The organism is Burkholderia arboris (assembly GCF_902499125.1).
Lineage (GTDB): Bacteria > Pseudomonadota > Gammaproteobacteria > Burkholderiales > Burkholderiaceae > Burkholderia > Burkholderia arboris.
The window spans coordinates 123,466-141,981 of the sequence record NZ_CABVPX010000021.1 but is presented as its reverse complement, the minus strand read 5'-3'; the positions used below and the strand labels follow the sequence as shown (position 1 = coordinate 141,981).

At 67.4% G+C, this 18,516-nt stretch carries 15 protein-coding genes and 1 tRNA gene; 10 read left to right on the top strand and 6 right to left on the bottom strand.

Annotated features, from left to right (window positions below):
- Positions 1-393, top strand: a 393-nt coding sequence (locus BLA15945_RS24420; protein WP_174993543.1) for an aminotransferase class III-fold pyridoxal phosphate-dependent enzyme, incomplete at its 5' end; no start/stop codon positions are given.
- Between the two features lie 160 nt (positions 394-553).
- On the opposite strand, the gene cysC is transcribed toward BLA15945_RS24420, so the two are convergent.
- Complete coding sequence (gene cysC / locus BLA15945_RS24415) at positions 554-1,096, bottom strand: adenylyl-sulfate kinase (protein ID WP_059233686.1); 543 nt, start codon at positions 1,094-1,096, stop codon at positions 554-556.
- A gap of 441 nt (positions 1,097-1,537) precedes the next feature.
- Here cysC and BLA15945_RS24410 point away from each other — a divergent pair, with 441 nt between their 5' ends.
- Positions 1,538-1,900 (top strand): hypothetical protein, encoded by a 363-nt coding sequence (locus BLA15945_RS24410; protein ID WP_174993542.1) that lies wholly within the window; start codon positions 1,538-1,540, stop codon positions 1,898-1,900.
- A gap of 191 nt (positions 1,901-2,091) precedes the next feature.
- Here the strand turns inward: BLA15945_RS24410 and BLA15945_RS24405 are convergent.
- Together BLA15945_RS24405 and BLA15945_RS24400 are read right to left on the bottom strand one after the other, a co-directional pair.
- Positions 2,092-2,166: transfer RNA gene (locus BLA15945_RS24405), tRNA-Val, on the bottom strand.
- 98 nt (positions 2,167-2,264) lie between these two features.
- Positions 2,265-3,167 carry a LysR family transcriptional regulator gene (locus BLA15945_RS24400; RefSeq protein WP_174993541.1) on the bottom strand — a complete coding sequence of 301 codons (903 nt, stop codon included), beginning with the start codon at positions 3,165-3,167 and terminating at the stop codon, positions 2,265-2,267.
- 173 nt (positions 3,168-3,340) lie between these two features.
- Here BLA15945_RS24400 and BLA15945_RS24395 point away from each other — a divergent pair, with 173 nt between their 5' ends.
- From BLA15945_RS24395 to BLA15945_RS24385, 3 genes are all read left to right on the top strand, one after another.
- Positions 3,341-5,092: an acyl-CoA dehydrogenase family protein gene (locus BLA15945_RS24395; RefSeq protein ID WP_174993540.1), complete on the top strand. Its 1,752-nt coding sequence runs from the start codon at positions 3,341-3,343 to the stop codon at positions 5,090-5,092.
- Complete coding sequence (locus tag BLA15945_RS24390) at positions 5,089-6,306, top strand: CaiB/BaiF CoA transferase family protein (RefSeq protein ID WP_059233690.1); 1,218 nt, start codon at positions 5,089-5,091, stop codon at positions 6,304-6,306. Before BLA15945_RS24395 ends, BLA15945_RS24390 begins: the two co-directional genes overlap by 4 nt.
- Positions 6,307-6,394: 88 nt before the next feature.
- Complete coding sequence (locus BLA15945_RS24385) at positions 6,395-7,807, top strand: MFS transporter (protein WP_174993539.1); 1,413 nt, start codon at positions 6,395-6,397, stop codon at positions 7,805-7,807.
- A gap of 105 nt (positions 7,808-7,912) precedes the next feature.
- On the opposite strand, the gene BLA15945_RS24380 is transcribed toward BLA15945_RS24385, so the two are convergent.
- Positions 7,913-8,188 carry an oxidative damage protection protein gene (locus BLA15945_RS24380; protein WP_006478357.1) on the bottom strand — a complete coding sequence of 92 codons (276 nt, stop codon included), beginning with the start codon at positions 8,186-8,188 and terminating at the stop codon, positions 7,913-7,915.
- A gap of 50 nt (positions 8,189-8,238) precedes the next feature.
- Positions 8,239-9,618 carry an amino-acid N-acetyltransferase gene (gene argA / locus BLA15945_RS24375; protein ID WP_014896599.1) on the bottom strand — a complete coding sequence of 460 codons (1,380 nt, stop codon included), beginning with the start codon at positions 9,616-9,618 and terminating at the stop codon, positions 8,239-8,241.
- A gap of 23 nt (positions 9,619-9,641) precedes the next feature.
- Here argA and hrpA point away from each other — a divergent pair, with 23 nt between their 5' ends.
- The 5 genes from hrpA to BLA15945_RS24350 all read left to right on the top strand — a co-directional run bounded on the left by hrpA (position 9,642) and on the right by BLA15945_RS24350 (position 17,771).
- Complete coding sequence (hrpA, locus tag BLA15945_RS24370) at positions 9,642-13,859, top strand: ATP-dependent RNA helicase HrpA (RefSeq protein WP_174993538.1); 4,218 nt, start codon at positions 9,642-9,644, stop codon at positions 13,857-13,859.
- A gap of 180 nt (positions 13,860-14,039) precedes the next feature.
- A complete protein-coding gene (locus BLA15945_RS24365) occupies positions 14,040-15,029 on the top strand; it encodes a YVTN family beta-propeller repeat protein (protein ID WP_059233693.1) in 990 nt (329 codons plus the stop codon).
- A gap of 16 nt (positions 15,030-15,045) precedes the next feature.
- Positions 15,046-16,020, top strand: a complete 975-nt coding sequence (locus BLA15945_RS24360) for a sterol desaturase family protein (RefSeq protein WP_174993537.1) — start codon at positions 15,046-15,048, stop codon at positions 16,018-16,020.
- A gap of 111 nt (positions 16,021-16,131) precedes the next feature.
- Positions 16,132-16,959 (top strand): EI24 domain-containing protein, encoded by an 828-nt coding sequence (locus BLA15945_RS24355; protein ID WP_174993536.1) that lies wholly within the window; start codon positions 16,132-16,134, stop codon positions 16,957-16,959.
- Entirely contained in the window at positions 16,956-17,771 is an 816-nt protein-coding gene (locus BLA15945_RS24350; protein WP_059233696.1) for a competence/damage-inducible protein A, read from the top strand. Before BLA15945_RS24355 ends, BLA15945_RS24350 begins: the two co-directional genes overlap by 4 nt.
- Before the next feature lie 115 nt (positions 17,772-17,886).
- Here BLA15945_RS24350 and BLA15945_RS24345 read toward each other — a convergent pair whose 3' ends face one another.
- Positions 17,887-18,351: a rhodanese-like domain-containing protein gene (locus tag BLA15945_RS24345; protein WP_174993535.1), complete on the bottom strand. Its 465-nt coding sequence runs from the start codon at positions 18,349-18,351 to the stop codon at positions 17,887-17,889.
- Positions 18,352-18,516 lie beyond the last annotated feature (165 nt).

The window sequence follows — 18,516 nt, the reverse complement described above, 5'->3', positions numbered from 1 at the left end:
CACCCGGTGGCGGCGGCCGTCGCGGTCGCGAACCTGAAGCTGCTGCGCGACGAAGGCATCGTCGAGCGCGTGAAGAACGATATCGGGCCGTATTTCCAGCGGCGGCTGCGTGATGCGCTGGGCGATCATCCGGTCGTCGGGGAGATTGCGGGAGCGGGGCTGGTCGCCGGCGTCCAGCTGGCGCGCGACCGCGACCGGCGCGAGCGGTTCGGCGCGGACGTCGATATCGGCACGATCTGCCGCGACTTCTGCTTCAACGGCAACCTGATCATGCGTGCGACCGGCGACCGGATGCTGCTGTCGCCGCCGCTCGTGATTCGCGAAGCAGAAGTCGACGAGATCGTCGACAAGGCAAAGCGCGCGTTCGACGCGACGGCGGAGCGGGTGGGGTAGTCGCGCAGCGAGGTACCCCGCGCGGCTGCGATTGCGATCGTGCGTGGGGATGCGGAATCTCTTTCCGGACGGGATCTGAGGCCGGGCCGGCTTTCGAAGCGGCCCGTGCATCGGCGGGCAGTGAGGTGTCGCCCGGGAGCGAAATGGCGGTGGGCAGCGCTTATGCAGTCGCGAAGCGCTGACGCTCGAAATTCATGACGAGCGCGACCGATGCGGCGATATCCAGCGTTCCCGTATCCACGATCAGATCGGGTGCGGCCGGCACTTCGTACGGATCGGAAATGCCGGTAAATTGCGTCGTCTGGCCGGTGATCGCTTTTGCGTAAAGTTGCTTCGGATCCCGTGCGGAGCAGGTTGCAATATCGGTTTTCAGGTAGACCTCGACGAACCGATTCGACCCGATGATGTCTCGTGCCCGCTGCCGGTCGGCCTCGTACGGCGAGATCAGCGCGACGATTGCGACGATCCCCTGCCTGTTGAGCAATTTCGCGATTTCTGCCGTGCGGCGACAGTTTTCGGTACGGTCCTCGCGCGTGAAGCCGAGATCCGGCGAAACGCCTGCACGCAACTCGTCTCCGTCGAGGATGCAGACCGGCACATTGCGGGCGCGCAGCTGCCCGGCAATTTCGTGCGAGAGGGTCGACTTGCCGGCGCCACTCAAACCGGTCAGCCACAGGGTGTAGTCGTTGTTCTCTGATGACATGGGTATTCTGGTTCTATCGCCAGCTCATCATCGCAAGTCATGATTTCGTGCCGTAAATGCGATGCTGATTCGGCTGGCTGTTATATGGCGAAACGATTCTATGCATCCGAATTCGGACAAATGTTACATAACAATTACCAATAATTACAATCGCGGTTTTCCCTCTTTCGTATTGAAGGTTCCGTAGCTACACGATTGAAATTGATGGGCTTTTTGACGATGCAGGATGCGCCGGTCGCGCCCGCGTGCCTGCATTCGATTGGCGAAAAGGGAATCGATCAGATGGTGAATGTCTTATTCGTCTGATTGTTCGTCAAAGGGAGCGGTCACTGCTACCTCGTGGAACGCGGCCCGTCGACGGTGGCAGCCGGTTCACGATGGGCGTGTAACGCGCTGTCGACATCGCAAAGCTGATTGATTCGAATAGCGCCGGAGTAATCCATGAGCACTCAAACCGTCGTACGCGTTACCGCTGATGCGTCAGGCTACACAACCGAGCTCGATCGCGCAAAGCGTAGCGCCGAGTCGTTCGCCGCATCTCAAGAGGCGGTTTCAAAACGTATGCGCGCCGCCCAGGATGCGATGAAAGAGGCGCCTACAAGCGGCAGCAAGGCATCTGCCAGTGCGATCAATCGTTCGTTCAGTCGAACGCGCGCATGGCTGATACGGTATCGGATCAGTAGTTCGCACGATGGCGTTTTACTGGATTCGGTCGGGCTCGAAAACGACCCGACCAGCATTTCGGATTCGATGCGGGCAGCCCAAGCCTCAGCCTCTTTGCGGCTGACGAAGGTTTTGGTTTGAGGGGGGAATCCCTGATGACGGACGATCGCCTGAAATTGGCAGTCGCCGCGTTTGCGAATCGTTGGCACCAGACACCTCGAAGAAGAAGTGTGCCAACAATCCGGTTGGGCGAGAGGACACTTAACGAGCATTTCGCCAAGTGCTGACCCGGAAAGCAAGAAGGGCCGGCGATTGCCGACCCTTCGAATCTTTGGTGGGCGGTACTGGGATCGAACCAGTGACCCCTGCCGTGTGAAGGCAGTGCTCTACCGCTGAGCTAACCGCCCAAAGAAGCTGAAATTATGTCAGAGCTTTTGGGGTTCGTAAAGCCCTTTCTGCAAATTTTTTTCAGGTACTCGCAAGAACCCGCCCGCTGTCCGCCGGCTCAGCCCGCGAGCGCTGGCAGCGCGTCGATCGACGCACGCACGTAGTCGGCAAAGCGCAGCGCAACCGGTTCGGCGGCGCCGCCGCGTTTCAGCGCGAGCGTGCGCGATTCGAGCGACGCATCCTTCAGCGGCAGGAACGCGAGGCGGTCGCTTTTCGCCTGCTGCAGCACGCGCGGCACCAACGCGATGCCCATCCCGAACTCGACCATCGACAGGATCGTCTGCCACAGCCGCGCCTCATGGCGGATCAGCGGACTGAATCCCGCGTTCACGCACTGCGCGATGATCAGGTCGTGATAGTGCGGCGCGGCTTCGCGTGGAAACAGGATGAACGGTTCCGCCGCGAGCGCGGCGAGCGCGACTTGTTTGCGCCGCGCGAGCGGATGCGTGGCCGGCAGGCAGCACACGAACGGCTCGGCATAGACCGGCACCGACTCGACCTCGGGCGGGAAGTGGCCCCAGTGCGCATAGCCGAGATCGATCTGGCCGCGCTGGATCGCCTGCACCTGCGCGTGCGTGTTCATCTCGCTCAGCACGACCTCGACGCCCGGATAGTCGGCCTCGAAGCGCCGCACGGCGTCGGGCAGCCCGCGATACAGCATCGAATGAACGAAGCCGATCCGCAGCCGGCCCGCGAGGCCCGACGCGGAGCGCACCGTCAGGCGCTCAGCCTCGGCGGCCTGCAGCAGCAGCCGGCGGGCTTCGCCGAGCAGTACCTCGCCCGCGTTGGTCAGCGCGACGGTCTTGTTGGTGCGCGAGAAAAGCTGCACGCCGAGCGCGTCCTCGAACTTGCGGATGTCGAAACTCAGCGCCGGCTGCGAGATGAACAGGCGCTTCGCTGCGCGCCCGAAATGCAGCTCCTCGGCGACCGCGACGAAGTAGCGCAACTGCCTCAGTTCCACGGTGTCTCCTCCCGGCGTCGGCATCGATAAGCGATATCTATCGTACCGGATAAATCCTGTATTGGACGCTTATCGATCGCGCGCCTACGCTCTGCGGAAGGCTTTGCGCGGGACTGGCCGGGCGCCGCAGCGGCGCCTCCAGCCGACGTGCAGGCAACCCAGGAGACGCACGCATGAACGACACCGCTCGCACGCCGGACGCCGGCGCATCCAACATCCCCGACAGCCGGGGGATCGATTTCTTTACCGCCGATCCCGATCTCGGCGCGTTGCTGAAGCTGCATCTCGGCGACGCGAACTATGCCGAACTCGAACCGCGGCTGCGCGCGCTCGGTGCGCGCGTGTCGGGCGAACTCGACGAATGGGCGTCGCGCGCGGACAAGCATCCGCCCGTGCTCGAGCATCGCAACCGGCGCGGCGAGGCCGTGCAGCGGATCGACAAGGATCCCGCGTATGTCGCGCTCGAGCGCGTCGCCTATGCGGAGCTCGGGCTCGCGTCGCTCAGCCACGGGTCCGAAACCGTGCCGCCGCTCGTCAAGTACGCGCTGACGTTCCTGTTCGTACAGGCGGAATTCGGGCTGTGCTGCCCGGTCAGCATGACCGATTCGCTGACGCGCACGCTGCGCCGCTTCGGCGATCCGGCGCTCGTCGCGCGCTACCTGCCGATGCTCGCGTCGCGTGATTTCGACACGCTGTACCAGGGCGCGATGTTCATGACCGAGCAGGCGGCCGGCTCCGACGTCGCGCGCATCGCGACGCGTGCGACGTGCGAGACGGATGCGCGCGGCGAGACCGTCTGGCGCCTGACCGGCGACAAGTGGTTCTGCTCGAACGCGGACGCCGATCTCGCGATGGTGCTTGCGCGGCCCGACGGTGCGCCGGACGGCATCAAGGGCCTCGCGCTGTTCCTGCTGCCGAAGACGCTGCCGGACGGCACGCGCAACCGCTACCGGATCGTGCGCCTGAAGGACAAGCTCGGCAGCCGGTCGATGGCGAGCGGCGAGATCGCGCTCGAAGGTGCGCAGGCCTGGCTGATCGGCGAGATCGGCCGCGGTTTTCACCAGATGGCCGACATGATCAACATGTCGCGGCTGTCGAACGGCGTGCGCGCGGCGGGGCTGATGCGGCGCGCGCTGAACGAGGCGCTGCACGTCGCCGCGCATCGCGAGGCGTTCGGCCGCAAGTTGATCGAGATGCCGTTGATGCAGCGCCAGTTGATGAAGATGCTGCTGCCGGCCGAGGCGGCGCGCGCGATGTTCATGCAGATCGCGTTGCTGCTGCCGCAGGCCGACGCCGGTGACGAGCAGGCCGCGCGCTGCGTGCGGATCCTGACGCCGCTGATCAAGTTCCGCGCATGCCGCGACGCGCGTCGCGTGACGGGCGATGCGATGGAAGTGCGCGGCGGCACCGGCTACATCGAGGAATGGAGCGACGCGCGGCTCGTGCGCGATGCGCATCTCGGTTCGATCTGGGAAGGCACGAGCAACATCGTCGCGCTCGACGTCGCGCGGGCTGCCCAGCGCGAGCATGCGCTCGATGCGTTGCGCACGTTCCTGGGCGATCGTCTGGGTGCGGCGCCGCTGCCCGATGCGAGCCGCACGGCGCTGCGGCGGGTGCTCGGGCGCGCATGCGATGCGCTTGCGCGGGTTGCGGCGGAAGGCGACGACGCGCGCGTGCGGCAGGCCGCGTCCGCGTTGTATTACGCGAGCGCGGCCGTGCTGATGGCCTGCGAGGGCGCGCGGCTCGCGCCGGATTTCAGGCGCCTCGCGCTTGCGCACCTGATCGTGCGCCACAAGCTGCTGCCGGTCGATCCGTTCGCGCCGGTGTCGGGCGACGACGAATCGGCCGCGTCCGACGCGTTGTTGCGTGGCCTGCCGGTCGCACTCGACACGGCGCTCGACCTGCTGCCGGAGGTCGAGCGATGAGCACGACGAACGCGACCCGTGGCGCACTGGACGGCCTGAAAGTCGTCGACCTGAGCCGTGTGCTCGGCGGGCCGTACTGCACGCAGGCGCTCGCCGATCACGGCGCGACCGTGGTCAAGATCGAGCCGCCTGCCGGCGACGAAACGCGCGGCTGGGGGCCGCCGTTCCTCGGCGATACGGCCTGGTATTTCATGGGCGTCAACCGCAACAAGGAAGGGCTCGCGCTCGACCTGTCGCGCGACGAAGGGCGCGCGATCCTGTGGCGCCTGCTCGAAGAGGCCGACGTGCTCGTCGAAAACTTCAAACCCGGCACGCTGGCACGCTGGGGGATGGACTACGCACGCGACCTGCAGCCGCGCTTCCCGCGCCTGATCCACTGCGCGGTGACGGGCTTCGGCGAAGACGGCCCGCTCGGCGGATTGCCGGGCTATGACGCCGTGATCCAGGCGATGGCCGGGCTGATGAGCGTGAACGGCGAACGCGACGGCGACGCGACGCGCATCGGCCTGCCGATCGTCGACATGGTCACGGGGCTCAACGCGCTCGCCGGCATCCTGCTGGCGCTGGCCGAGCGCGAGCGGAGCGGGCAGGGGCAGTCGATCGACATCGCACTGTACGACTGCGGCGTGTCGCTGCTGCATCCGCACCTGCCGAACTTCTTCGGTTCGGGGCGCGTGCCGGAACGCAGCGGCAACGCGCATCCGAACATCGCGCCCTACGACAGCTACCTCACGGCGACCGTGCCGATCTTCCTTGCGGTCGGTAACGACCGGCAGTTCGCGCGGCTCGTCGCGCATCTCGGTGCGCCGGCGCTCGCAAGCGATCCGCGCTTCGCCGACAACCGCAGCCGCTGCGCGCACCGGCCCGAGCTGAAGGCAGAGCTGGAAACGCGGCTCGCCGCGCACGCGTGCGAGCCACTCGCGCGCGACCTGATGGCGGCCGGCGTGCCGTGCGGGCCGGTGCGCACGGTGGCCGACGTCGCGCACGATCCGCATGCGCTGCACCGGAACCTGTTCGTCGAGATCGGCGCGTATCGCGGTACCGCGTCGCCGGTGAAGCTGTCGCGCACGCCGGCGACCTATCGGTCGCCGCCGCCCGCGCTCGGCCGCGACACGCGTGCAGTGCTCGACCGGCTCGGTATCGATCGCGCGCTTCAGCAGCAGTTGCTCGACGCCGGCGTGCTGAAAACGGCAACGGACCCGGCACCCGACTGACACGACGCCGCCGGCCGGCGGCGCGATGCCGGCCACCCGGGAAAGGCGCGCGCGAGTCGTGCCCCCGATCAACAACACGGAGACATCGATGAGCCGTCCGCAATCCCCTAGCGCCGCGCAGCCGCGGCCCGGTCGCGCCGCTTTCGCGGCGTTCGTCGGCACCACGATCGAGTGGTACGACTTCTACATCTACGGCACGGCCGCGGCGCTCGTGTTCGGCAAGGTGTTCTTTGCGAGCACGATGGACCCGGGCGTCGCGACGCTGCTCGCGTTCGTCACGTTCTGGGCCGGCTTCGCCGCGCGGCCGCTCGGCGGCATCGTGTTCGGCCACCTCGGCGATCGCGTCGGCCGCAAGACCGCGCTCGTGATCACGCTGGTGATGATGGGGCTCGCGACGACCGGCATCGGCCTGCTGCCCGGCTATGCGCAGATCGGCGTCTGGGCGCCGGCCGGTCTCGTCGTGCTGCGCGTGCTGCAGGGCATCGCGGTGGGCGGCGAGTGGGGCGGCGCGGTGCTGATCGCGAGCGAGAACGCGCCGAAGCATCGCAGCATCCTGTATGCGGCGTTCGCGCAGCAGGGCTCGCCCACCGGCAACCTGCTGGCCACGGCCGCGTTCTTCGCGCTGAGCGCGCTGCCGACGCCGTCGTTCCTGATGTGGGGCTGGCGCATTCCGTTCCTGCTGTCGGCCGTGCTCGTGATCATCGGCATGGTGATCCGGCTGAAACTCGAGGAGTCGGCCGACATGCAGCGCGTGCTCGCGCGCAAGCGCACGGTGAAGCTGCCGCTGCGCGACGTCGTGCGCGATCACTGGGTGGTCGTGCTGCTCGCGGCCGGCACGCTGCCGGTGATCAACGTCACGTACTTCCGCAGCACGTTCGCGCTGTCGTGGGCGACGAAGGAACTCGGCTACGCGCAGGGCACGTTCCTCGGCATCCTGTCGATCTCGCTGGTCGTGCAGTTCCTGATGCAGCCGGTCGGCGCGTGGTTCGTGTCGAAGGTCGACATGCGGCGCGCGATGTGCTGGATCCTGATTCCGGAAATCGTGCTGATGCCCGTGATGTTTCATGCGCTTGCGACGCGTTCGTACGGGGTGGCCGTCGCGGGCATGTGCATCTCGACGATTCCGTCGGCGATGTTCTACGGCGCGGTCGGCGGCGTGCTCGCGCGCGTGTTCCCGGCGAACATCCGTTACACCGGCCTGTCGCTCGCGTACCAGCTGAGTGCGCTGGTCGTCGGCGGCGGCACGCCGGTGCTCGCGCAGGCGATCCTCAACGCGACGGGCAGCATCGTCGGCGTCGCGGTCGCATCGGGGCTTTATGCGCTCGTGTCGCTCGTCTGCATGCTGGCGCTGCTGAATCGCACCGGGTATCGCGCCGACGAATTGTCGACGGCCGAGCGCAGCGATGCGGCCGAATGGGGCACCGAAGGCGGAGGTGCCGAAAACGCGAGCGGGAGCCCGCAACAGCCGGGCGAAGGCGGCGCGCTGAAACCGGCGGGCTGACTCGCGCCGATCGCTCACCCTGAAAAGAAAAACGGCACCGTGCGAGACACGGTGCCGTTTTTCGTCGGATCGCGTGGCAGCCTGCCGGCGCCGCGCGTCACGTCGTCAGCCTTCCGTCGGCGGCACGTAGCCGGACGCCTGGTCCGCGCCGTCGCCGAAGAAGTACTTTTCCGTCTGCTTCATCAGGTACTGCCGCGCACGCGGGTCGGCCATGTTCAGGCGGTTTTCGTTGATCAGCATCGTCTGCTGCTTGAGCCAGCCCTGCCACGCTTCCTTCGAGACGCTCTCGTAAATGCGCTTGCCGAGTTCGCCCGGCAGCGGCGGGAAATCGAGGCCTTCGGCTTCCTTGCCGAGCTTCGCGCATTGGATCATTCGAGCCATCGTGTACTTCTCCTGTAATCGGTCTGGGGGGAGGGCAGTCGTGCCTGTGCTCAGAGCTGCTTCATCAGCACGAGCGACTTGCGCTGCCAGTTATAGAGTTTGCGGCGGTCTTCCGGCAGGTCGTCGACGCTGACCTTGACGAAGCCGCGCTTGAGGAACCAGTGCTCGGTGCGCGTCGTGAGCACGAAGATGTGCGTGAGACCGCGCGCGCGGGCGCGCTGCTCGATGCGCTTGAGCAGGCGTTCGCCGTCGCCCGAGCCTTGTGCTTCCGGTGCGACCGTCAGGCACGCCATCTCGCCGATCTTCTCCTGCTGGTACGGATACAGCGCCGCGCAGCCGAACAGCACGCCATCGTGCTCGATCACCGAGAAGTGGTCGATGTCGCGTTCGATCTGGTGGCGGCCGCGGCGTACCAGCGTGCCGTCCGACTCGAGCGGCTCGATCAGCGACAGGATGCCGCCGACGTCGTCCGGCGTCGCTTCGCGCAGGCTCTCGAGGTTCTCGTACGAGATCATCGTGCCGACGCCGTCGTGCAGGAACAGTTCGAGCAGCATGCTGCCGTCGAGCGACTGCGGGATCAGGTGCGCCCGGGTCACGCCGCCGCGGCACGCGCGAATCGAGTGCTTGAGGAAGAATGCGTCGTCGCCCTGGACGTTGCCGGAATCGAGCAGCTCGGCGGCCGCGTCGAGCGACATTTCGCGCACCAGCTCGCCTTCGTCGTCGACGATGCCGGGCGCCTCGGTCAGGAAGATGATCTTGTCGGCGCGCAGCGCGATCGCGGCCGCCGACGCGACGTCTTCCATCGACAGGTTGAATGCTTCACCGGTCGGCGAGAAGCCGAGCGGCGACAGCAGCACGAGCTTGCGGCTCGCGAGCGAATGACGGATCGATTCGGCGTCGATCTTGCGCACGATGCCCGTATGCGCGAAATCGACCCCGTCGAGAATCCCCACCGGCCGTGCGGTCACGAAGTTGCCCGACACGACGCTGATGTGCGCGTGCGCCATCGGCGAGTTCGGCAGACCCTGGCTGATCGCGGCCTCGATGTCGAGACGCACTTCGCCGGCCGCTTCCTTCGCGGATTCGAGCGCGCGCGCATCGGTGATGCGCAGGCCGTGCGAAAACTCGGATTCGACACCATGCAGGCTCAGCTGCTCCTCGACCTGCGGGCGCGAGCCGTGCACCAGCACGATCTGGATGCCCATCGCCTGCAGCAGCGCGATGTCGGACACGAGCGCGTTCAGCAGCCCCTGCTGCACCACCTCGCCGCCAAACCCCACGACGAACGTGCTGTTGCGGAACTTGTGGATATAGGGCGCGACGGAGCGCATCCAGTCGACGAACTGCGCGTGACTGGCGGCCGAATCGTCGGCGGCCGGCGGCGTCGCGGCGCCGGTCTGGGCGGGGGGGAGGTCGGTTTGGGAATTCATGGGCGGGATTATAATGCGCCCCCATGTCGAATGTTTCTAAAAGTCCCGCGCCGACGCGGGCCAATACGCCGTCGGCCCGGCACCCGGAGGGTGCGGCCGATGCACGCGAGCAGCAGGGCCAGCCGCCGCGCCAGCAGCACGAAAAGCCGGCGGGCACGCCGGCACACGCGCCGCGCGGGCCGCGCAGCGACGAACGGCGCGGCGATGCGCGCCCGCCTGCCGCGAAGGGCGCATCCGAGCCAACGGGCGAGCGCCCGCCACGCCGCGAGCGTCCGCCGCGCGCCGTCGTCGCGCCGAATCCCGTTCCGCCGATCACGTACCCCGAAAGCCTGCCCGTGTCGGGCAAGCGCGACGAAATCGCGCGCGCGATCGCCGGTCATCAGGTTGTCATCGTCTGCGGCGAGACCGGCTCGGGCAAGACCACCCAGTTGCCGAAGATCTGTCTGGACCTCGGCCGCGGCCTCGGCGCCGGCGGCACCGGCCTGATCGGCCATACGCAGCCGCGCCGGCTCGCCGCGTCGTCGACCGGCCGCCGGATCGCCGAGGAGCTCGGCACGCCGTTCGGCGAGGTGGTCGGCTACAAGGTGCGCTTTACCGACAATCTCGCGCCGGGCGCGTCCGTGAAGCTGATGACGGACGGCATCCTGCTCGCCGAGACGCAGGCCGACCCGCTGCTGAAGGCGTACGACACGTTGATCATCGACGAGGCGCACGAACGCAGCCTGAACATCGACTTCCTGCTCGGCTACCTGAAGGAAATCCTGCCACGGCGGCCGGACCTGAAGCTGATCGTCACGTCCGCGACGATCGACGCCGATCGCTTCGCGCGCCATTTCGGCACCGACGAGCGCCCGGCGCCCGTGATCGAGGTGAGCGGGCGGCTGTATCCGGTCGAGATGCGCTACCGCCCGGTGGCCGAGGATCGCCCGGCCGTGAAGAACGCCGAAGGCACGGCGGGCCGCGACCGCGTGAAGACCGCGCGCGAGGCCGAGCGCGACCTGATGGACGCGATCGTCGACGCGGTCGACGAGCTGTGCCGCGAAGGCTCCGGCGACGTGCTGGTGTTCCTGCCCGGCGAGCGCGAGATTCGCGAGGCGGCCGAGGCGCTGCGCAAGCACCATCCGCCGCACACCGAGATCCTGCCGCTGTTCGCGCGGCTCTCGGCGGCCGACCAGGACAAGGTATTCAAGGCGTCGAATGCGCGCCGGATCGTGCTCGCGACCAACGTGGCCGAAACGTCGCTGACGGTGCCGGGCATCCGCTATGTGGTCGACACGGGCCTGGCGCGCGTGAAGCGCTATTCGTACCGGAACAAGGTCGAGCAACTGCAGGTCGAGTCGATCTCGCAGGCCGCCGCGAACCAGCGTGCGGGCCGTTGCGGCCGCGTGGCCGACGGCGTCTGCATCCGCTTGTACGAGGAAAGCGACTACCAGGCGCGGGCGCGCTTCACCGATCCGGAAATCCTGCGCTCGTCGCTTGCGTCGGTGATCCTGCGGATGAAGTCGCTGCACCTGACGGCGATCGAATCGTTCCCGTTCCTCGAGCCGCCGCCCGGCCGCGCGATCGCGGACGGCTATCAACTGCTCAATGAACTCGGCGCGGTCGACGACGACACCGCGCTGACGCCGCTCGGCCGCGAACTCGCGCGGCTGCCGCTCGATCCGCGCGTCGGCCGGATGATTCTCGCCGCGCGCGACCAGCAGTCGCTGCGCGAAGTGCTGATCATCGCGAGCGCGCTGTCCGTGCAGGACCCGCGCGACCGCCCGATCGAGGCGCAGGAGCAGGCTGACCAGGCGCACCGCCGGTTTGCCGACGAGCGTTCCGAATTCCTGCAGTGGCTGAAGATCTGGGCGTGGTTCGAAGAGGCCGTCGCGCACAAGAAGTCGAATCGACAGCTCATTGACGCGTGCCGGCAGAACTTCCTGTCGCACCTGCGGCTGCGCGAGTGGCGCGACGTCCATTCGCAGCTGCTGACCGTCGTGCGCGAGCACGGCTGGCGCCTGAACGAAGTCGAGGCGACCTATGAACAGGTCCATCTGGCCCTGTTGACGGGCCTGCTCGGCAACCTTGGCCTGAAAGCCGACGACGATCCGCACTATCTTGGCGCGCGCGGGATCAAGTTCTACCTGTGGCCGGGCTCCGTGCTCGCGAAGAAGGCCGGCCGCTGGGTGATGGCGGCCGAACTCGTCGAGACGAGCCGGCTGTACGCGCGCTGCCTCGCGAAGATCGAGCCCGAATGGGTCGAGAAGATCGGCGCGCACCTGCTGAAGAAATCGCTGTCCGAGCCGCACTGGGAAAAGCGTCCGGCGCAGGTCAGCGCGTACGAGCGCGCGACGCTGTACGGGCTGCCGATCTACCACCGCCGGCGCGTCGCGTTCGGCAAGCAGGATCCGGCGCGGGCGCGCGAGCTGTTCATCCGCGGCGCGCTGGTCGAGGGCGAGTTCGACACGAAACTGCCGTTCTTCGCGCACAACCGCAAGCTGCTCGCCGACATCGAGCAGCTCGAGCACAAGTCGCGCCGCCAGGACGTGCTGGTCGACGACGAGCTGATCTACGCGTACTACGACCAGGCGATCCCGGAAGGGATCCACACGGGCGTCGCGTTCGAGCGCTGGTATCGCGACGAAGCGAAGAAGGGCGGCCACGCGGAGGACAAGCAACGGCTGCTGTACCTGTCGCGCGACGACCTGATGCGTCACGAGGCGGCCGGCGTGACGACCGAGCTGTTCCCGAAACGCGCGACGATGGCCGGCGTCGAGATGGCGCTCGCGTACCACTTCGAGCCCGGCACGCCGCGCGACGGCGTGACGCTCGCGGTGCCGTTGTATGCGCTGAACCAGGTCGACGCGCGCCGCTGCGAGTGGCTCGTGCCGGGGATGTTGAAGGAAAAGGTGCAGTTGCTGCTGAAGTCGCTGCCGCAGAAGCTGCGCCGGCACTGCGTGCCGCTGCCCGAATACGCGGCCGGCTTCGTCGAGCGGATGGGGCGCGAGCGCTTCGGCGCGGGCGGGCTCGTCGAGGCGCTGATCGCCGACGTGCGCGGCGAGACGCAGATCGCGATGAAGACGGCCGACTTCAAGCTCGAGACGCTGCCCGCGCACCTGTTCATGAACTTCAAGGTGGTCGACGAGCACGGCCGCCAGCTGGCGATGGGGCGCAATCTCGCGCAACTGCGCCAGGAGCTCGGCGCGCAGGCGCAGCAGCAGTTCCAGAAGATCGCGGCGGCGTCGACGATCGCGACCGGCGGCGAGGCCGACGCAGGCCAGCCGGCCGGCCAGGCGCCGGCGGTGGCTGCCCCGGCAGGCGCTGCCGGCGCTGCTGGCCGCCACGCGAAGGCGGGCAACGGCGCGGCGCCGCAGACGGCCGCTCAGTCGGAAGGCGGCGCAACGGCGCTGTACGAGAACCTGACGACGTGGAATTTCGGCAAGCTGCCCGAGCTGCTGGAAATCCGCCGGCGCGGCCAGACGCTGTACGGCTATCCGGCGCTCGTCGACCGCGGCACGCATTGCGACGTCGAAGTGTTCGATTCGCCGGAGGAGGCCGCGCGCATCCACCGGGCCGGCCTGCGGCGGCTGTTCGCGCTGCAGTTGAAGGAGCCGATCAAGTTCCTCGAGAAGAACTTGCCGGGCCTGCGCGAGATGGCGATGCAGTACATGTCGCTCGGCACTCAGGACGAGCTGCGCGACCAGCTGATCGACACGGCGCTCGACCGCGCGTGCCTGCAGGACCCGCTGCCCGACGACGACGCGAGCTTCCACGCGCGCCGCGACGAGGGCCGGAGCCGCCTGAACCTGCTCGCGCAGGAAATCGCGCGGCTGGTCGGCCAGGTCCTGGCCGAATACGCGGGGCTCGTGAAGAAGCTCGCGCAGGCGAAGCCGTTCGCGCAGGCGCACGCAGACCTGCAGCAGCAGCTCGCCGCGCTGGTCGGCAAGCGCTTCGTGATCGACACGCCTTACACGCAACTGGCGCACTTCCCGCGTTACCTGAAGGGCATCGCGTTGCGGATCGACAAGCTGAAGGCCGATCCGGCGCGCGACGCGAAGCAGTCGGCCGACCTGCTGCCGCTCGCCCAGCAGTATCAGCGCGCGGTGTCGCAGCGCGGCGGCGTCGCCGACCCGCGGCTCGCGGAATTCCGCTGGCTGCTCGAGGAACTGCGGATTTCGCTGTTCGCGCAGGAACTGCGCACGCCGATGCCTGTCTCTGTCAAGCGTCTGCACAAGGTCTGGGAGTCGATGCAGCGCTAGCGCAACATCGGTTTCCCGGGCACGCCCCGGCGGCCGGCCCCGGCCGGCCGCGCGGCGCCTGCCGCGGCGGCTCATCCGGCCGCCGTGGCGTGCGTCGAAGTGGCGCAATGCCGGCCGCCGTCAACCGGTGCGGCCGGTTGAACGTTTTACAATGACGGTTGTTCCTCGACGTGAGTCTTCATGCGCACTTTCCTTTCCCTCGGCCGCACGCTCGCGCTGGCCGCCGCCGTACTGGCGCCCGCCGCACACGCGAATAACGTGATCGTCCTCAATTCGGCCGAAGCGACGCTTTCCCTGATCGACCAGCAGACCCGCGAGGTCGTCAGCACGATGCCGACCGGCAAGGAGCCGCATCACCTGATGGCGACGCCCGACAATGCGTCGCTGATCGTCGCAAATTCGGTCTCGAACAGCCTGATGTTCCTCGATCCGAAGACGGGCAAGCTGCAGCGCACCGTCGAAGGGATCGACGATCCCTACCAGCTCGGCTTTTCGCCGGACCGCAAATGGTTCGCGGCGGCCGGCCTGCGGCTCGACCGCGTCGACATCTACGGTTACGACGGCCGCGACCTGCGCCTCGTGAAGCGCGTGCCGCTCGCCGTGATGCCGAGCCACCTTGCGTTCACGAAGGACAGCAAGACGCTGCTCGTGTCGCTGCAGGTGTCCGGCGAGATCGCGGCGATCGATCTGCCGACGCAGACGGTCAAGTGGAAGATGAAGGTCGGCAAGGTGCCGGCCGGCCTGTGGCTCACGCCGGACGACAAATTCCTGCTCGTCGGGATGACGGGCGCGGATTACGTCGCGGTCGTCGACTGGCGCAACCAGAAGGTCGTCAAGCAGATCTACACGGGCAAGGGCGCGCACAACTTCCGCTCGCTCGCCGACGGTACGCACGTCGCGGTGACGAACCGGGTCGCGAACACGATCAGCATCATCGACGAGAACACGCTCACCAACGTCGGCGACATCACCGGCCTGCTGCCGGGCCCGGACGATATGGAGCTGTCCGCCGACAAGAAGACGCTGTGGGTGACGTTCCGCTTCGCGAAGAAGGTCGGGATCATCGACCTGGCTTCGCGCAAGCTGGTGCAGACGATCGCCGTCGGCCGCTCGCCGCACGGCATCTACTTCTACGACCGCGCGCCGTGGAAAGCGGCGAACGGCGCGTGACGGGCGGAGGCGAACGATGCTGCACCTGATCGATGCGTTCGTGTCGGACATCCAGACCTGGCTGTACGTCGACGTCGTGCAGCCGCTCCTCTTCAAGTTCAACCTGATGGACTATGACGAGGACACCTACGACGCGCTGTACTGGGTGATCATCGGCGCGCTGCAGATGGTGCTGATGTTCGCGTTGCTGCGCCCGCTCGAGGCGCTGCTGCCGGTCGAACGCTGGAAGAACCGCCGCGCGGTGCGGGTCGACGTGATCTACACGGCGATCTCGAAGCTCGGCATCTACACGCTGTTCTTCTTCTTCGCGCTGCAGCCGGTGTTCGACAACTTCCAGGCGTGGCTGCGCCTGCACGGCGTCGCGAACGTCAACCTCGACTATCTGTGGCCGGGTGTGACCTCGAAGCCGATCATCGCGTTCGCGATCTACCTCGTCGTGCTCGATTTCGCCGGCTACTGGTATCACCGCTGGCAGCACAAGTTCGGCATCTGGTGGGAGCTGCACGCGGTCCATCACAGCCAGCGGCAGATGTCGCTGTGGTGCGACGACCGCAACCACCTGCTCGACGACGTGCTCCAGTCGTGCTTCTTCGCGGCGATCGCGCTCGTGATCGGCGTGACGCCGTCGCAGTTCGTCGTGCTGACCGCGTTCACGAACTTCATGCAGAGCATCCAGCATACGAATGCGCGCCTGTCGTTCGGCTGGCTCGGCGAGCGCCTGCTCGTCAGCCCGATCTTCCACCGGCGCCACCACGCGGTCGGCTACGGTCACGAAGGCACCAAGTACGGCTGCAACTTCGGCGTGCTGTTCCCGTGGTGGGACATGATGTTCGGCACCGCGTCGTGGAGCCGCACGGTCGAGCCGACCGGCATCCGCGAGCAGGTCGAGGGCGTGTCCTACGGCGAAGGCTTCTGGTCGCAGCACGGCCTCGCGTTCGTGCGGATCTTCCGGCGCCTGTTCCCCGCCAAGCGCGGTGCGGCGTCCGCCTGACGCGATCCCGCTCCCGTTGAACGGCATTCCCACACGGCCCGCATGCGCTTCGGCGCATGCGGGCCGTGTGGTTTATCCTTTCTCCGTTTTTCTCCGTCGATACAGGCTCGCATGAACGACTTGCTGCGCTCTTTCGTCCGGGCGCTCGCCAGCGCGCTGCACCCGCGCATGCTGTGGCTCACCCTGATGCCGTTCGTCGTCTCGGCGCTGCTGTGGGGCGCCGTGCTGTGGTTCTCGTGGCAGACGCTGCTGGATCTCGCGCGCGGCGCGCTCGACGGTTTCGTGCTGACGGCGATGCTGTATCGCGCGTTCGATGCGATCGGCATGTCGCAGCTGCATGCGGTCGTCGCGCCGTTCGTGGTCGTGTCGCTCGCGATCCCGCTGATCGTGCTGACGGTGCTGCTGCTGATCGCGACGATCTCGATGCCGGTCGTGATCAAGCACCTGTCGAACCGGCAGTTCGCGGCGCTCGAATCGAAGCGGGGCGGCACCTTCTTTGGCAGCGCGTTCAATTCGCTCGGCGCGGCGCTCGTCGGCGTCGTGCTGCTGGTCATCACGATCCCGCTGTGGCTGATTCCGCCGTTCTTCGCGCTGCTGCCGCCGGTGATCTGGGGCTGGCTCACGTACCGCGTGATGACCTACGACGCGCTCGCGCTGCACGCGAGCCGCGACGAGCGCCGCGCGCTCGTGCGGCAGCACCGCTGGCCGCTGATCGGCATCGGCGTCGCGACCGGGCTGCTCGGCACCGTACCGACCTTCGTGTGGGTCTCGTCGATCTGGATGATGGTGCTGTTTCCGTTCGTCGCGGCCGCCATGATCTGGGTATACGCTTTCATCCTCGTCTTCTCGGCGCTGTGGTTTGGGCACTACTGCCTGCGCGCGCTGGAGGACCTGCGCGCGCGCTCGCGCGCCACCGCAATCGACATGGGGCAGGCATGAGCATCGGCATCATCATCATCGGCGACGAAATCCTTTCGGGCCGCCGGCAGGACAAGCATCTGGCGAAGGTCATCGAGCTGCTCGGCGCGCGCGGCCTCGCGCTCGACTGGGCCGAATACGTCGGCGACGATCCGGCGCGCATCACCGCGACGCTCGCGCGTGCGATCGCGTCGGGCGACATCGTGTTCTCGACCGGCGGGATCGGCGCGACGCCGGACGACCATACGCGCCAGTGCGCGGCCGCTGCGCTCGGCGTGCCGCTCGAACTGCATCCGGAAGCGAAGGCGCTGATTTCGGAACGGATCCGCGAAACGCACACCGATGCGGCCACGCCGGTCGACTTCGAGTCGCCGGAGAACCAGCACCGCTTCAACATGGGCGTGTTCCCGGTGGGCGCGACGATCATCCCGAACGGCTATAACCGGATTCCGGGCTTCTCGGCCGGCGACCTGCACTTCGTGCCGGGTTTCCCGGTGATGGCGTGGCCGATGATCGAATGGGTGCTCGACACGAAGTACGCGCATCTGCATCACGCGACGCCGCATGCAGAGCGTTCGCTGTACGTGTTCGAGCTGCCGGAATCGACGCTCACGCCGCTGATGGAGCGCATCGAGCGCGATTTCCCGGGCGTGCGCGTGTTCAGCCTGCCGAGCGTCGGCGACGCGGAGCGCGGCGGGATCTACGCGCGCCGTCACATCGACCTCGGCGTGAAGGGCGAGCCGGAAGCCGTCGCGGCCGCGTTCGTGAAGCTGCGCGAAGGCGTGCACCTGCTCGGCGGCGACGTCGTCGAGCCCGGCACGCCGCGCGCCTGAGCGGCCCGCCAGGCGACCGCACAAAAGCCACGGGCCGCGCAATGCGGCCCGTCATCGGCATGTCATCGCCCGGCTCGACGATGGGGTTGTCGCAGCCGGTCGGCGCAGTGCGCCGTCAGGCGCCGATCCACGGCAATTTGCGGAAGCACCAGCCGTCGACCGTCTTGCGGTGGCCTTCGGCATCCTTCGCGCCCTCGAAGCCTTCGAGCAGGTCGAACGCCTTCGTGAAGCCGGCCTGCGTGGATGCGACCGCGGCGAGTTTCGAGCGCGCGGCGCTGCGGCACAGGAACAGGAGCGGCGTATCGGCCGGGAGGGCCGCCTTCAGTTCGTTGACGAATTCGGCGTTCGGCACGCCGCCCGGGTAGCGCGTCCATTCGAGGTGCAGGTATTGGCCGTCGCCGACGAGCGGGCGGCCGATCCAGTCGAGCTCGGCGCGCGTGCGCACGTCGACGAGGCGCGCGGACGGGTCGAGCTGCAGCAGTTCGAATGCCTCGGCCGGCAGCAGCGCGCCGGCGTAGTTGAGCGCGTCTTGTGCGCGGCGTTCGTCGGCCTTCGCGTAAAGCTGGTCGAGCGTACTCATGGCAGGGAGTCTCCGTATCGGTCAAACGAACATTCTAGCGCGGCGTCGCGGCACGGGCGCCCGCATGCAGGACGGTGCGCGCATGGCCACGCGTTCACCAAAAGAGTGCAAAATGGCGCGCATGCACCAGAATGATTCTGCGGTCGCGGTGGGCCGTAGCGATTG